Annotated in this window: 11 protein-coding genes and 1 pseudogene; 5 read left to right on the top strand and 7 right to left on the bottom strand. The window is 68.8% G+C overall.

Annotated elements, in window-relative coordinates; all coding sequences use genetic code 11:
• Positions 1-137 precede the first annotated feature (137 nt).
• Positions 138-512 (bottom strand): annotated as a pseudogene (locus tag CFB43_RS31830) (MFS transporter); the annotation flags it as partial.
• Between the two features lie 202 nt (positions 513-714).
• Between CFB43_RS31830 and CFB43_RS31825 the strand changes: the two are divergent.
• Positions 715-1401 (top strand): hypothetical protein, encoded by a 687-nt coding sequence (locus CFB43_RS31825; protein ID WP_089498015.1) that lies wholly within the window; start codon positions 715-717, stop codon positions 1399-1401.
• Positions 1402-1440: 39 nt separating this feature from the next.
• Here the strand turns inward: CFB43_RS31825 and CFB43_RS31820 are convergent, their stop codons facing one another.
• The 3 genes from CFB43_RS31820 to hchA all read right to left on the bottom strand — a co-directional run bounded on the left by CFB43_RS31820 (position 1441) and on the right by hchA (position 4403).
• Positions 1441-2526 (bottom strand): ATP-binding protein, encoded by a 1086-nt coding sequence (locus tag CFB43_RS31820; RefSeq protein ID WP_089498014.1) that lies wholly within the window; start codon positions 2524-2526, stop codon positions 1441-1443.
• 1 nt (position 2527) lies between these two features.
• Positions 2528-3265, bottom strand: coding sequence for a response regulator (locus CFB43_RS31815; RefSeq protein ID WP_089446841.1), 738 nt, complete (start codon positions 3263-3265; stop codon positions 2528-2530).
• A 256-nt stretch (positions 3266-3521) separates the two neighbouring features.
• Positions 3522-4403 carry a glyoxalase III HchA gene (gene hchA / locus CFB43_RS31810; RefSeq protein ID WP_089498013.1) on the bottom strand — a complete coding sequence of 294 codons (882 nt, stop codon included), beginning with the start codon at positions 4401-4403 and terminating at the stop codon, positions 3522-3524.
• 447 nt (positions 4404-4850) lie between these two features.
• Here hchA and CFB43_RS31805 point away from each other — a divergent pair, with 447 nt between their 5' ends.
• Positions 4851-6527 (top strand): fatty acid--CoA ligase, encoded by a 1677-nt coding sequence (locus CFB43_RS31805; RefSeq protein ID WP_089498012.1) that lies wholly within the window; start codon positions 4851-4853, stop codon positions 6525-6527.
• Positions 6528-6568: 41 nt separating this feature from the next.
• Here CFB43_RS31805 and CFB43_RS31800 read toward each other — a convergent pair whose 3' ends face one another.
• Positions 6569-6988 carry a nuclear transport factor 2 family protein gene (locus tag CFB43_RS31800; RefSeq protein WP_089498011.1) on the bottom strand — a complete coding sequence of 140 codons (420 nt, stop codon included), beginning with the start codon at positions 6986-6988 and terminating at the stop codon, positions 6569-6571.
• 330 nt (positions 6989-7318) lie between these two features.
• Here CFB43_RS31800 and CFB43_RS31795 point away from each other — a divergent pair, with 330 nt between their 5' ends.
• Positions 7319-10087, top strand: coding sequence for a LuxR C-terminal-related transcriptional regulator (locus CFB43_RS31795; protein WP_089498010.1), 2769 nt, complete (start codon positions 7319-7321; stop codon positions 10085-10087).
• Between the two features lie 43 nt (positions 10088-10130).
• Here CFB43_RS31795 and CFB43_RS31790 read toward each other — a convergent pair whose 3' ends face one another.
• On the bottom strand, positions 10131-11024 hold the full coding sequence (locus CFB43_RS31790; protein ID WP_226275493.1) for a LysR family transcriptional regulator: 894 nt from the start codon (positions 11022-11024) through the stop codon (positions 10131-10133).
• Positions 11025-11197: 173 nt separating this feature from the next.
• Between CFB43_RS31790 and CFB43_RS31785 the strand changes: the two genes are divergently transcribed.
• Complete coding sequence (locus CFB43_RS31785; protein ID WP_089498008.1) at positions 11198-12211, top strand: NAD(P)H-quinone oxidoreductase; 1014 nt, start codon at positions 11198-11200, stop codon at positions 12209-12211.
• Between the two features lie 174 nt (positions 12212-12385).
• Here CFB43_RS31785 and CFB43_RS31780 read toward each other — a convergent pair whose 3' ends face one another.
• On the bottom strand, positions 12386-12541 hold the full coding sequence (locus tag CFB43_RS31780; RefSeq protein ID WP_089428615.1) for a DUF3309 family protein: 156 nt from the start codon (positions 12539-12541) through the stop codon (positions 12386-12388).
• A gap of 208 nt (positions 12542-12749) precedes the next feature.
• Here CFB43_RS31780 and CFB43_RS31775 point away from each other — a divergent pair, with 208 nt between their 5' ends.
• Positions 12750-13424, top strand: coding sequence for a histidine phosphatase family protein (locus CFB43_RS31775; RefSeq protein ID WP_089498007.1), 675 nt, complete (start codon positions 12750-12752; stop codon positions 13422-13424).
• Positions 13425-13436: the final 12 nt, after the last annotated feature.

Genomic DNA, 13436 nt, shown 5'->3' with positions numbered 1-13436 from the left:
GCTTGTTCGAATGCCGTCGATGACGGCAGGAACAATGGTGTGACGGGGGCGATGCGGGCACCACATCAAAAGAAAACGCCAACCGATACTTTTTGCTCAAGGTTGGTCGTGCGATGCACAAAATGTGGTGGTGGGGGGTGGGCCGGCTGGCGGCGCGGCGCAGGCAGCGTCGCGCCTTCGCCGATGCCGAGCAGCAGCCGCGCGGCGAACAGTAGCCCGAGGCTGTGCACGAGCCCGGTGGTGAAGGTGGAGACGACCCAGATCAGCCCGCAGCCGATCAGCGTGATGCGGGCGCCGAACCGGTCGGCGATCCAGCCGCCGCCGATCTGGCAGATTGCATACGAATACGCGAACGCGGAGAATGCGACGCCGAGTTCGGTATTCGACAGGCCGAGTTCGGCCTTGATCGCGCCGGCCGCGGTCGCGAGGTTGACGCGGTCGACGTAGAGGATGAACGAAAGCGCGCACAGCAGCCACAGCGTGTGGCGCCGTTGACGGGGGTCGTTAGGCATGTGTCTCACTCCATTCTCGTGCGCGGTGTGACAATGACGCCGCGTTCACTGGTCGGGCCAGCATCGCGCGGCGGCGGAGACACTGTCTAATGAATCTTTGGGATCAATCGATAACCCCAGGTATTCATTCCCGTTTCAGCGGCATCAGCCGCATCAGCCGCAGCAGCCGTACCCGACGCAACGGAGCACCACAGGTGAAGAATTGACCGACGACGAAGAACTTTCACTCCGCCGCGAGAGCCGCTTCTGGGAGCTGCCGCCGGTGAAATGGTGGATCCGCGGGCATGGCCGCGACGGCTATTCGTTCCGTCTGCTGCTGTGGCCGCCGGTGATCGTGTTCGTGCTCGAATTCGTCTGCGTGCTGTTCGACGCGCTGTACACCGCCATCGGCATCAGCGCCGTCGCGACGCTGTTCCTCGGCTTCGCCGGATACCACGGCGCGCGGCGCGAATGGCTGGTGCCCGCCGCGACCACGCGCGCGCTCGTGAAGGCGCGCATGAAGAAGGCGGCCGAACGGTTCTCGTCGCTCGGCGTGGGCGCGACCGTGCTCGCGATCTTCGTCGCGGCGACCTCGCTGTCGCTCGTGCTGTCGGGTCAGCCGGTGCTGGACACCGCCTGGAAGGACGCGGTGTCGATCTTCATCGCGCTGGTGTTCCTGCCGGTGTACGTGTCCGGCGCGGTGCGCAAGCTGGCGATCGCGCGGATCGAGGAACTGGAGGCGCTGCGCAACGCGACCCTCGGCACCCGCCTGAAATTCGACCGGGCCGGTGCGGTGCGCGCGGTCATCGTGCAGGGCGCGGCGGGGAACGGAACCGTGTCCGTGCGGGAGTACACGGTGCTCGGGTTCAGCCCGCCACTCGAACAGGTCGGGCGCGAACCGGGCGCGTGACGGTTGAAGCGGACATAAAGGTGCAGTAAAGGCGGCGTCTCAAGCCGGAAAGCGCGCGTGGTCCGGCGCCGGCACGAGGTTGTCGGGCCACTGCACTTCGAACCGCGTGCCGCCCGCGCCGGTCGGCACGCAGACGGCTTCGCCGTGATGCGCATGGGCGATCGCCGCGACGACGGCGAGCCCGAGGCCGCTGCCACCGGGCTGCGACTCGTCGACGCGCCGAAACGCCTTGAACACGTGCGGCGCGAAATCGGCCGGGATGCCGGGGCCGTCGTCCTCGACGCGCAGCCGGCACATGCCTGCTTCAATGCGCGTCTGGATCCGGATCGTGCCGGGCACCGCGTGGCGGCGCGCGTTTTCCAGCAGCGCGAGCAGCGCCTGACGAATCCGCACCGGGTCGCAGCGCATGCGCCGCGGGTCGAGATCGAGCACCGGATGCTGGCCGGCGGCCTGCAGCGCATGGGCGAACACGTCGACCACGGCGCGCACGTCGGCGGCAAGGTCGGCGTCGCGGATCTCGATGCTCAAGTGGCCACCATCCGCGAGGCTCACCACGCGCAGATCCTCGATCAGCCGCGACAGCCCTTCGACCTGCGTGAGCAGGCTGCGGAACTGCGCTTCGTCGGGCTTGAACACGCCCTCGGCGAGCCCCTGCAGGCGCCCGCGCAGCACCGTGACGGGCGTGCGCAGCTCGTGCGCGATCGCGGCATTCCAGATCGCCTGTTCGTTGGTCACGCGTTGCAGTTCGTCGGCGAGCGCGTTGAAGTGATCGGCGAGCAGTGCGGCTTCATGCAGCGAGCGGTCGCCTGCGACCGCTCGCGCGTCGAGATCTCCGCGCGCGACGCGGCGGATACTGTCAGTAACCGAATTGAGCGGCACGAGGATGCGGCGCGCGAGATTGACGGCGACCGCGACCGACAGTGCGAGGCCGACCGACGTGGTCGCGATCAGCCACAGCCATTCCGGCGCGCTCGGCAGCAGGTTCTTCGTGTTGAAATGCGCGGGCCAGTAGTTGAACGCGACGTAGTAGAAGAGGGTGGCGGTGAGCACCATCAGCAGCGTCACGCCGAACACCATCCCGGCCATCGTCAGCGCGATCTGCCGGCTCAGGCCGTCGAGCTTCACGTCAACTCCAGAGCTTGTAGCCGACGCCGCGCACGCTGACCGGCACGCCCTGCACGCCGAGGTCGTCCAGCTTCTTGCGCAGCTTGCTGACGTGGCTGTCCACCGTGCGTTCCAGCGCGTCGCCTTCCGGCAGGCACGTGGCCATCAGCTCGGCGCGGCTGAACACACGCCGCGGCGCGCGCGCGAGCTGCGCGAGCAGCTTGAACTCGGTGAGCGTCAGCACGAGCGTGTGCCGTTCGCTGCCCACTTCGAGCGTGGCTTCGTGGCGTTCGAGATCGATCTCGAACGGCGCGACCCGCAGCACGCGCTGCTCTTCCTGGCGGGAGCCGGCCATCGAACGGCGCAGCACCGCCTGCGCACGCGCGACAACTTCGGCGGGATTGAACGGCTTCACCACGTAGTCGTCGGCGCCGATGCGCAGGCCGGTGAGCTTGTCGATGTCCTGGTCGAGCGCGGTCAGCATGATCACGGGCGTGTCGCCGCGATGACGGATTTCGGCGAGCACCTTCCAGCCGTCGACGTGCGGCATCTGCACGTCGAGCAGCACGAGGTCGGGCTTGAGCTGCAGGTGCAGTTCCAGTGCGCGGCGTCCGTCGGCCGCGTGCACGGTGCGCAGGCCGCCGCGCGCGAGATAGGCGGTCAGGATCTCGGCGATCTCGGGTTCGTCTTCGGCGATGAGGACGAGCGCCTGGGCGTCCTGGCCGGCGCTGGAAGGGGGCGGGAGATCAGGCAGGGCCATTCGTGTGAGTCCATCGGGGGTTCCATCGAGTCGCCATACTACCGCATGGGAAACGCCGTCGAGCAGAGGTGGGGCGGGGGTGCGCGGCGGCGCGGGACGGCGTGTTGGCGAACGATGTGACGACGATGGCCCGGTTCGACGGGGCCGGGCCGCGCCCGCGGTCGGCCGGCACCGCGGGCGGGACGCCCGTCTGCAACGTGAAGGGGCGCGACGTGCGGCGCGCCCGCGGTGCCGACCGGCCGCGGGGCGGGCTGTGTCAGTGGCCGACTTCCTTCAGCAGCGCGGCGGCCGCGAGCTTGCCGATCCCGTTCGACGCGAGCGGGCTGTCGCCCGTGATCAGCTTGCGGTCCTGATGGCAGCGGCCGGTCATGTCCTTGTTGAGCACCTTCGCGCCGAGCTTGTCCAGGCTTTGCGCGACGAGCCACGGCAGCGGGCCCGGCATGTAGCCGATCTCGAGATTCGGGCCGGTGTCGAGCGCATCCGGGAACACGCACATCTCGTAGCCCTTGAACGGGTAGTTCTGCGGATCTTCGTCCACGGCAGCCGACAACAGGCTTGCGGGCCCGTGGCACAGCGTGATGATGTGCCGGTCGTAGTCGAGCGCCCAGTTCAGCGCGCGCTTCACGTCCTTGCTGTACGGAATGGCGGCGAGCACGCCATGACCACCCGGGATGAACACGGCGATGTACGGCGATTCCGGCCCGAGGTTGGCGTCGAGCACGTCGGACAGCTTCAGCGGCGTCTTGAGCTTCGGCAGGTACTTCCGGTACGTGCCCTGCACCGCCTCGTCGTCGCCCGGCATCGCCCAGAGTTCGAGTTTCGCGGGGTTACCCGACAGCGTCGCGATGTCGATTTCGAAACCGGCCTGGTCCATGTGATGCATCGGCAGCAGCATTTCGACCGGATGATTGCCGGTCGAGAACATCTTGCCGTTCGTCATCAGGATGTAGCGCTCGTCGGTCGCGATCATCAGCACCTTCCACTTGCCCCCCGTGTACGGATTCGGGTAATCCGCGCCGGTGAAGTCGGTCTTCGACGACGTGTACTGCGACAGCGAATACGGGGACGGAAAGTACGCGTTGTTTTCGGCGGGATCGGGCGTGGGCGTTCTGTCCATCTGCGGCTGTTCGGAAGTCATGGCTGCTCCTTTCTCGGGGGGATGGAGTGAGGATTCGGCATGCAAAACGGCACACAACGCGTGCATCGCGCATGCACGGTTTCGAATCGGCGGCGTGGGCCTCCGTTCATGCCCGGGGCGAGGGGATGCGCGTCCCGAACAACGGGTTGCGCGCCGTCATGAATCGTACCTCGGCACCCGGCGCGCCACGCCCCCCCGATCAGGTGGGTCGTGACACCGCACCGTGCACCGTGCGCCCCTCGTCGTGGATACGCCCGGCACGTGACGCGCGGATGTCCGCCGGGCCGGCGCGCCATCGCCGACTCCCCCTGACAGGGGGGGGCGCCGAAGCCGGCGCGTCGGGTATCGTGGCCCCACTCGCGAAGACCGGCCCCGGCGGATGCACAGGCCGTGCCGCCCGCGGGCGCGCAGCTTTGCCCGGCCGGCATCGTGCCTGACCGGTCGCTTATGGAGCCCTTCATGAATCCGTCACAGCCGCATTTGCACGATGCCCCGGCCTCGTCCGCGCATGCGTATCCGCTGCTGATCAAGCAGCTGCTTCACACGCCGCTCGCGACGCGGCCCGAGCAGGAGATCGTGTACGGCGACCAGGTCCGGCACGATTACTGGACGTTCCGGCATCGCATCGGGCAACTCGCGAGCGGGCTGACGTCGCTCGGCGTCGGCGCGGGCGATACGGTCGCCGTGATGGACTGGGACAGCCACCGCTACCTGGAGTGTTATTACGCGATCCCGATGATGGGCGCGGTGCTGATGACCGCGAACGTCAGGCTGTCGCCCGACCAGCTGCTGTATACGCTGAACCATTGCGGCGCGCGTGTCGTGCTGGTGCATCGCGATTTCCTGCCGCTGCTGGACGGCATCCGCGACCGGCTCGTGGCGGCGGAGCGCTTCGTGCTGATCGCGGACGGCGCCGAGACCGGGCTGGCCGACGGTTTCGCCGACGAATACGAACGGCTGGTCGCGGCCAGCTCGCCCGATTTCGTGTTCGGTGATTTCGACGAGAACACCCGCGCGACGACGTTCTATACGACCGGCACGACCGGGCTGCCGAAAGGCGTCGCGTTCAGCCACCGCCAGCTCGTGCTGCACACGCTGGCGGGGATGGCCGCGCTGTCGAGCGCACGCGAGCACGGGCGCCTGCATCGCGACGATGTCTACATGCCGATCACGCCGATGTTCCACGTGCACGCGTGGGGGTTGCCCTACATCGCGACCACGCTCGGGCTCAAGCAGGTCTATCCGGGGCGCTACTCGCCCGACGGCCTGCTGGCGCTGATCGCGCGCGAGTCGGTGACGTTCTCGCACTGCGTGCCGACCGTGCTCGGCATGATCCTCGACTGCCCCGCATCGGTATCGGTCGATCTCTCGTCGTGGAAGGTGGTGGTCGGCGGCTCGCCGCTGCCGGAAGGGCTCGCGCGGGCGGCGCTCGCGCGCGGCATCGACGTGTACACCGGTTACGGGATGTCGGAAACCTGCCCGCTGATGACGATCGCCCAGGTCGATGCGCCGCCCGGGGCCGACGGTACGGCCGACGATACGCTCGCGCGCCGGACCAGGGCGGGGCTGCCGCTGCCGCTCGTCGACCTGCGCATCGTCGACGCGCAGTTTCGCGACGTGCCGCATGACGGCCGCGCGGCCGGCGAGGTGGTCGTGCGCATGCCGTGGGCGACGGCCGGCTATCTCGGCGACGCGCCGGCAACGGCGTCGTTGTGGGCCGGCGGCTATCTCCATACGAACGACATCGGCGTGATCGATCCGGCCGGCCGGCTGCAGATCACCGACCGGATCAAGGACGTGATCAAGACGGGCGGCGAATGGGTGTCGTCGCTGGAGCTCGAGGACATCCTGTCGCGCCATCCCGCCGTGCGCGAATCGGCCGTGATCGGCGTGAAGGACGCGCGCTGGGGCGAGCGGCCGCTCGCGCTCGTCGTGCTGGCCGACGACCAGGTGGGGCGCGTCAGTCCGGCCGAGTTGCAGGCGCACGTGAAGCAGGTCGCCGATCGCGGGCTGATTTCGCGGTACGCGGTGCCGGAGCGGCTGCTGATCGTCGACGCGATCGAGAAGACGAGCGTCGGGAAGATCAACAAGCGGGCGCTGCGGGAGCGCTACCAGCCCGCGTGACGGCGCGGCCCGCCAAGCGCCGGCCCGCCGGCCGTGCCGGCTCATCCGAGCGTCGTCTTGCCGAGATCCTCGAAGAGCCGGACGTTGTCCCAGTAGGCGGCCAGCCGCGTGATGCGGCCGTCGGCATCGAACTCGAACACGAACGCGTGCCGCAGCGTGAACGACCGGCCGCGATTCCGGATACCGAGGAAGTCCCGCGCCTGCGTGCCGCGGATCGTGACCTCGGCGGTGGCGTGGCGGCCCGCATCATCCGCATGAATGGTGTCGATCCCGTTCGACAGGTCCGGGAACGCATCGAGCAGCGTGCCCCAGGTCATCCTGCCGTGCGTGGCCGCCGGCGCAGCCGCGCCGGCCGGCACGTAGTCGAGCACGGCGGCGGGGGAAAAGAGCGCGAGCATGCCTTCGATGTCATGCTGGCGATACCGGTCGAAAAAGGCGGCGACGACGTCGCGACGGTTCATGCGGACTCCTCGTGGAACGGCTGGGCGACGGTCCCGACGCGCGGCGCGAGCCGGCTGTGCAGGACACCTTCCGGTCAGGATGGAGTGACTTTCCCGGCGCGGTAGCCCCCCGAATGGGGGGCTGAACAGCACCGTCCCGATCGAGAACAATGCGAGTCCTTCCGTTCGACCGGCGCACGCCGCGGTACGGATATCACCTACTTTTGACGGCCGTCGCCGTGTCGCTATGCTGTTCCGGCGCGGGGCGGCGCCGCGCCGCGCACCGGGCCGCACGGCGGTCCGGCCTTCCAGGCGGACGCACGCGCGCAGCGCAAGGAGAACAGGAACAGCATGACGTCCAGCGACAGCAGACAAGCAGCAGGGCCTGCGGACGCCGACGGGATCGAAGTGCTGGTGCGCACCAAGCTCGCACCGGCATCGGCCCGTGGAATCGTGTCGCGCATCGCGCGGTTCGGCCGGCTTGCGCGCGGCCTCGATCGCCGGCTGACGCTCGTGTGCGCGCCGGCCGGGTACGGCAAGACGACCGTGCTGGCGGAGTGGCGCCATGCACTCGTGGCGACGAACGTGAAGGTCGCCTGGGTGAGCCTCGACCAGGACGACGACAACGCGTCGATCTTCTCGTCGTACGTGGTGGCGGCGATCGTCGACGCGACGGGCGGTGTCGGCGGCCGCGCGCAGCGGCTGCTGCGCGACCGCGCGCTGATTCCGCTGAAGATCGTGTTCGACGAACTGCTCAACGAGCTGGAGGGGGCGGGCATCGAGCTGGTCCTGATGCTCGACGACTACGACCGCCTCGCGTCGCCCGTCATCCACGACGCGATGTTCGAGCTGCTGCGCTATGCGCCATCGAACCTGCACGTGGTGCTGTCGTGCCGCTCGGCGCCCGCGTTGCCGCTCAGCTATTTCGAATCGCGCGACGAGCTCGTCCGGGTCGACGAAGAGGATCTGCGCTTCGACGAAGCGGAGACGCGCGCGTTCTTCGAGCGCGTCGCCGGCAAACCGCTCAATGCGGAAAACGTCGGGCGGCTGCGCGCGGCCACCGAAGGCTGGGTGTCGGGCCTGCAACTCGCGGCGCTCGCGTTGCGCGACGACACCGATGCGGCGCGCGTCGCCGAGCAGGTCAGCCATGCGCGCGCCGGCATTGCCGCGTACCTGAACGAGAACGTGATGACGCAGGTGCCGGATGCGATCCGTCACTTCCTGCTCTGCACGGCCGTGCTGGACCGCATGACGCCCGCGCTGTGCGATGCGCTGACGGGCCGCGACGATGCCGTCGCGTGCCTGGAGTGGCTGAGCGCGCACAACCTGTTCATCCGCTCGGTCGACGGCGGCCGCCGGAGCTACCGCTATCACGCGCTGTTCCTGCAATACCTGCGCGAGGAGCTGGCGTTGCGCCGGCCGGACGAGGTCGCCGCGCTGCATCGCCGCGCGAGTGCGTGGTACGCGGCCGAACGGCAATGGCCGGATGCGGTCAGGCATGCGCTCGCCGCCGGCGATTTCGACGCGGCCGCCGGTTGGGTCGAGGCGTGCGCGATGAAGCTGATCGCCGCGAGCGACGTCCGCACCGTGCTCGACTGGGTATCGCGCCTGCCGGAGCCGGCGCTGGCGGGCCGCCTGCGGTTGCGGATCGCCCACGTGTGGGCGCTGGCGCTGTCGATGCAGATGGTCGACGCGCGCCGCGCGCTGGAGGCGATCGAAGCCGATATCGACGCACGGCGGCTCGGCACGGACGCGATTACCGCGACCGAGCTGCTTGGCGTTCGCTCGCTCATCGCGGGGCTGTCGGACCGGAGCATCGAGTCGCTCGCGCTCGGCGAGCGCGTGCTGGCGGCCGGCCCGCCGGCTGGCTCGTGGGTCGAGCAGATCGGGCAGACGACGCTGATCTTCGGGCTCGGCTACGCGGGCCGCCTCGACGACGCGCTCGACCTGCGCGCACGCGCGGAAAGCGCGGCGTCGGGCCACGAGCCGCTGTTTGCGCATGTGTACCGGCAGAACATGTCCGGCCTCGCCGAATTCGTCGCGGGCCGCCTGCACGATGCGTCGAAGACGTTCGAGACGGCGCTGCGCGGCGCGGAGCGCTCGGCGGGGCGGCTGTCGGCGGCGACCGCGCTGTCGGCCGGCTACCTGTCCGCGATCTATTACGAATGGAACGACTGGCCGAAGGTGCGCGAAGCGCAGCGCGACCGTTTCGACATCGCGATGCAGGCGTGTTCGCTCGGGCCGCTGCTGCGGTTCATGCAGACGGCCGCGGTGCTGCAGTTCCGGTCGGGCAACGAGGCCCGCGCGCACGAGATGCTCGACGAGGCCGACCACATCGCCTGCAGCCGGCAATGGCTGCGGCTGCGCGTCGCCTGCATGGCGACCGGCGTGCGGCTGCATGTGAGCGCGGGGAAGCTGACGCAGGCCCATCGTGTCGGGCGGGCGCTGGCGGCGCTGGTGTCGGCTGAACCGCCGGAAGTCGCGTCGAGCTTCGTCGAGACGTGGCAGATGGCGCAGTCCGCGCGGGCGCGGCTGCTGCTTGCCGATGCCCGCGCGGAAGAAGCCGCCCGGGTCATGGCAACGGTGCACGACGTGCTGGCCGCGCGCGGCTTCGACTGGTTCGCCGCGCAGGCCGCCGTGCTGCGTGCGGTCGCGCTCGAACAGGCCGGGCAGGAAGACGACGCACTGGCCGTGCTGGCCCCGGCGCTCGAATACGGGCAAGGCAACGGGCTCGTGCGCACGTTCGTCGACGAAGGCGCCGTGGCCGAACGCCTGACGGCGCGCGTGCTGAAACGGGCCGACCGGTTTCCGGCGGTCGGCACGTGGTATCTGCGCGAACTCGCGCGCGCGTTCGAGGCGGACCGGGCGTCGAATGACGCGCCGGCCGCGCGGCCCGGCACGGCCGGCAACCTGAGCGCGCGTGAAGTCGAGATCCTCGATTACGTCGCGCGTGGCCTGTCGAACAAGGAGATCGCCCGCGCGCTGCGCGTTGCGCCGGAGACGATCAAGTGGCACCTGAAGAACATCTTCGAGAAGCTCAACGTCACGTCGCGCATTCAGGCCGTGCGCAGCGGGCTGGCACTCGATGCGTCGTCCCGCACGCGCGTCGGCGACGAATAGGCGGTGGTGGGCGGCGTGCCGGCGTTGCCCCGGTGCGACGGGCTCATCGATGCGCGTCGAACGCGGCCACGATCTCGTCGATCGTCGCTCGGATACGCGCGGTGTGGCGCAGGTCGCGATGCGTGACGAGCCAGACTTCGTACGGCGCTTCCCGCGTCTGCTCGGGCCAGATGCGGGCGAGGCCGTCGCGTTCGCCCATGTGCACCGGCACTTCGCCGATGCCGAGTCCCGAACGTAGCGCAGCGCGCATCATCAGGCTCGAATTCATCCGCCCGACGATACGCCCGGCAGCGATCGGCTCGCCGGCGATCGCCGGCTTGCGGCTCGCGTCGACATACGGCTGGTAGACGACCAGGTCATGCCCCGCGAACGCGCTGCCGCGCGCGGGCTCGCCGTGCCGTTGCAGATAGTCGTGCGAAGCGAACAGGCCCATGTCCCAGCAGGCGAGGCGGCGCGCGACGAGATCGGGGTTGTCGGGCCGCACGGTGCGCACCGCGATGTCGGCCTCCCGTTTCGCCAGGTTCAGGACTTGAGTCGCCGTGTTCAGCGACACGCATACGTCGGGATGCTTCGCATGCAGCCGCGCGATCGACGGCATCACGAATTCGAGCGCGAGCGCATCGGTCGTCGTGATCTTGACCTCGCCGGCGAGCCGCCGGTCGACGCCCTGCGTCAGCCGGACGAGCTCGTGCGCATGCTGTTCCATCGCCTCGGCGGCGCGCAGCGCCAGCTCGCCGACCGGCGTGGTCAGGTAGCCCTTCGACGAGCGCAGGAACAGCGTGGCGCCGAGCATGTGCTCGAGTTGCGCGAGCCGGCGCCCGACCGTCGCCTGGTCGACCCCGAGCGTTTGCGCCGCGCGGCGCAACGTGCGTTCGCGATGAATCGCGAGGAACACGCGTGCGTCGTCCCAGTTCATCGCTTGTGCTGACTGATGCATTTTTGCATTCCTCGTTCGGCAATTCACTGCGTGCCCGCGCGCGGCACCGTCCCTAGACTGTCTTCACACCCATTGCGATGCCGCGATTCGGGGAGGTTCCGCGAATCGGCCGCGCATCGACGAACGTTGAGGATCATATCGTGAGTGATGACGTGAAAACCCTGCCCGCCCGCATGACGGCGATCGAAATCGTGCGTCCCGGCGGCCCCGACGTGCTCGTGCCGACCATGCGTCCCGTGCCGTCGCCGGGCCACGACGAAGTGCTGATCCGCATTCATGCGGCCGGCGTGAACGGCCCCGACGTATTCCAGCGCAAGGGGCTGTACGACCCGCCGCCCGGCGCGTCCGACATTCCCGGTCTCGAGGTGGCCGGCGAAGTCGTCGCGGTGGGCCGCGACGTCACGCGCTTCGCGATCGGCGACGAAGTCTGCGCGCTGCTTCCGGGCGGCGGCTACGCGGAATACGCGGTGGCGAACGAGAGCAATACGCTCGCGATTCCCGACGGCCTCGACATGACGGAAGCCGCGGCGCTGCCCGAAACCTTCATGACGGTCTGGCTGAACCTGTTCCAGCGCGGCGGGTTCGCGGCCGGCGACAGCGTGCTGATTCACGGCGGCGCGTCGGGCATCGGCACGACCGCGACGATGCTGGCGAAGGCGTTCGGCGCGTCGACCCTCATCACCACGGTGGGCTCGGACGCGCAGCGTGACGCGAGCCTGCGGCTCGGCGCGGATCTCGCGATCGAATACCGCAACGAGGATTTCGTCGATGCGGTCAAGCGCTTCACCGACGGCAAGGGCGTCGACGTGATCGTCGACATCATCGCCGGCGACTACGTCGCGCGCAATTTCGCGGCGGCCGCGATGAACGGCCGCATCGTCCAGATCGGCGTGATCAATGGGCCCGCGAAGGAGCTCGACCTGTTCCCGATGCTCACCAAGCGTCTCACGCACATCGGCTCGACGCTGCGCTCGCGTACCTATGCGGAGAAGGCGCAGCTCATCCGCGAGCTGGAGGAAGCCGTGTGGCCGCTGATCCGGCAGGGCACGGTGAAGCCGCAGGTCTACCAGACCTTCGATCTGCGCGACGCGAGCGCGGCGCACGCGCTGATGGATTCCGGCCGCCACATCGGCAAGATCGTGCTGCGCACGCCGGCTTTCGCCGCAGACGGCAAGCATTCCGCATGACCGGGCCGCGCTTCAGCCCGGCAGACGTCGGGGCTGACACGCATCGCATGCGGTGCGCGTCATGCCCGTGAATCGACTGCCGGCCCTCCCGGCGCGTGGATGCGCACGTTCCGGGATGGCCGGCAGCGATTGTTTCAAACGGGCCTCTGCACGCCCGGCTGGCGCGCCGCTGCGTCAGATCTGGCCCATCAGCACCAGTATCACGACGATGACGACGACCAGCCCGACGGTGCTCGAGGGCCAATAGCCCCAACTTCGGCTGTGGGGCCATGCAGGAAATGCACCGATGAGTAGGAGAATCAGAATGATGATAAGGATCGTACCGAGCATCGCACTCCTCCTGGAACGGATTGGACTTTGCGGTTCTCCCGCCGAGTGCGAGGCGAGCAATGCGCGTGCCGCGACGGCCCGTGCCGAGCAGCGGCAAGGCCCGCAGTGGGGAGGATTCACGAAATGAATACCCCCGGATTCAGAAAATAAAGTTTAAAAATGCGTCCCCGCCCCCTATGCTGAATCCTTCTGATCTGGCGGGCATGCGATGGCTGAACTTTTTCTGGTACGGCACGGGCAGGCGTCCTTCGGCACGGACGACTACGACCGGTTGTCCGCGGCGGGCGCGCAGCAGGGCGTCTGGCTCGGCGAATACTTCGCGCAGCAAGCGCTCACATTCGACCGCGTGATCTGCGGCACGCTGAACCGCCACGCGCAGACGGTCGACGCGATCCTGCGCGGGATGGGCCGCGAAGGCGCGCCGGTCGACCGCCACCCGGGCCTGAACGAATACGACTTCCACGGGCTGTTCGCGGCCGCCGCGCACGACTACCCCGACATCGCCCGCCTCGCGGCCGGCTCGATGAAAGAGCATTTCCGCGCGCTCCGGCAGGTGCTGCAGCTCTGGTCGGAAGACAAGCTCGGCGATTCGGCCCCCGAGACCTGGGCGCACTTCCAGCAGCGCGTGGCCGAGGCCCGCGCGGCGATCCGCCACGCCGGCGGCCAGCGCGTGCTGGCGGTGAGCTCCGGCGGCCCGATCGCGGTCACCGTGCAGCAGGTGCTGGCCGCGCCGCCGTCGAGCGCGATCGCGCTGAACCTGCAGATCCGCAACAGCAGTCTTTCGCAGTTTTTCTTCAATGCCGATGCGTTCCACCTCGCGTCGTTCAACGGCATCCCGCATCTGGAGGATCCCGAACGACACGCGCTGCGAACCTACGGCTGACCCACGAACGAT

Origin of the sequence: Burkholderia sp. AU15512, from assembly GCF_002223325.1 — a bacterium.
Taxonomy (GTDB): Bacteria; Pseudomonadota; Gammaproteobacteria; order Burkholderiales; family Burkholderiaceae; genus Burkholderia.
The sequence above is the reverse complement of the archived record's forward strand: the minus strand, read 5'-3'. Positions and strand labels throughout refer to the sequence as shown.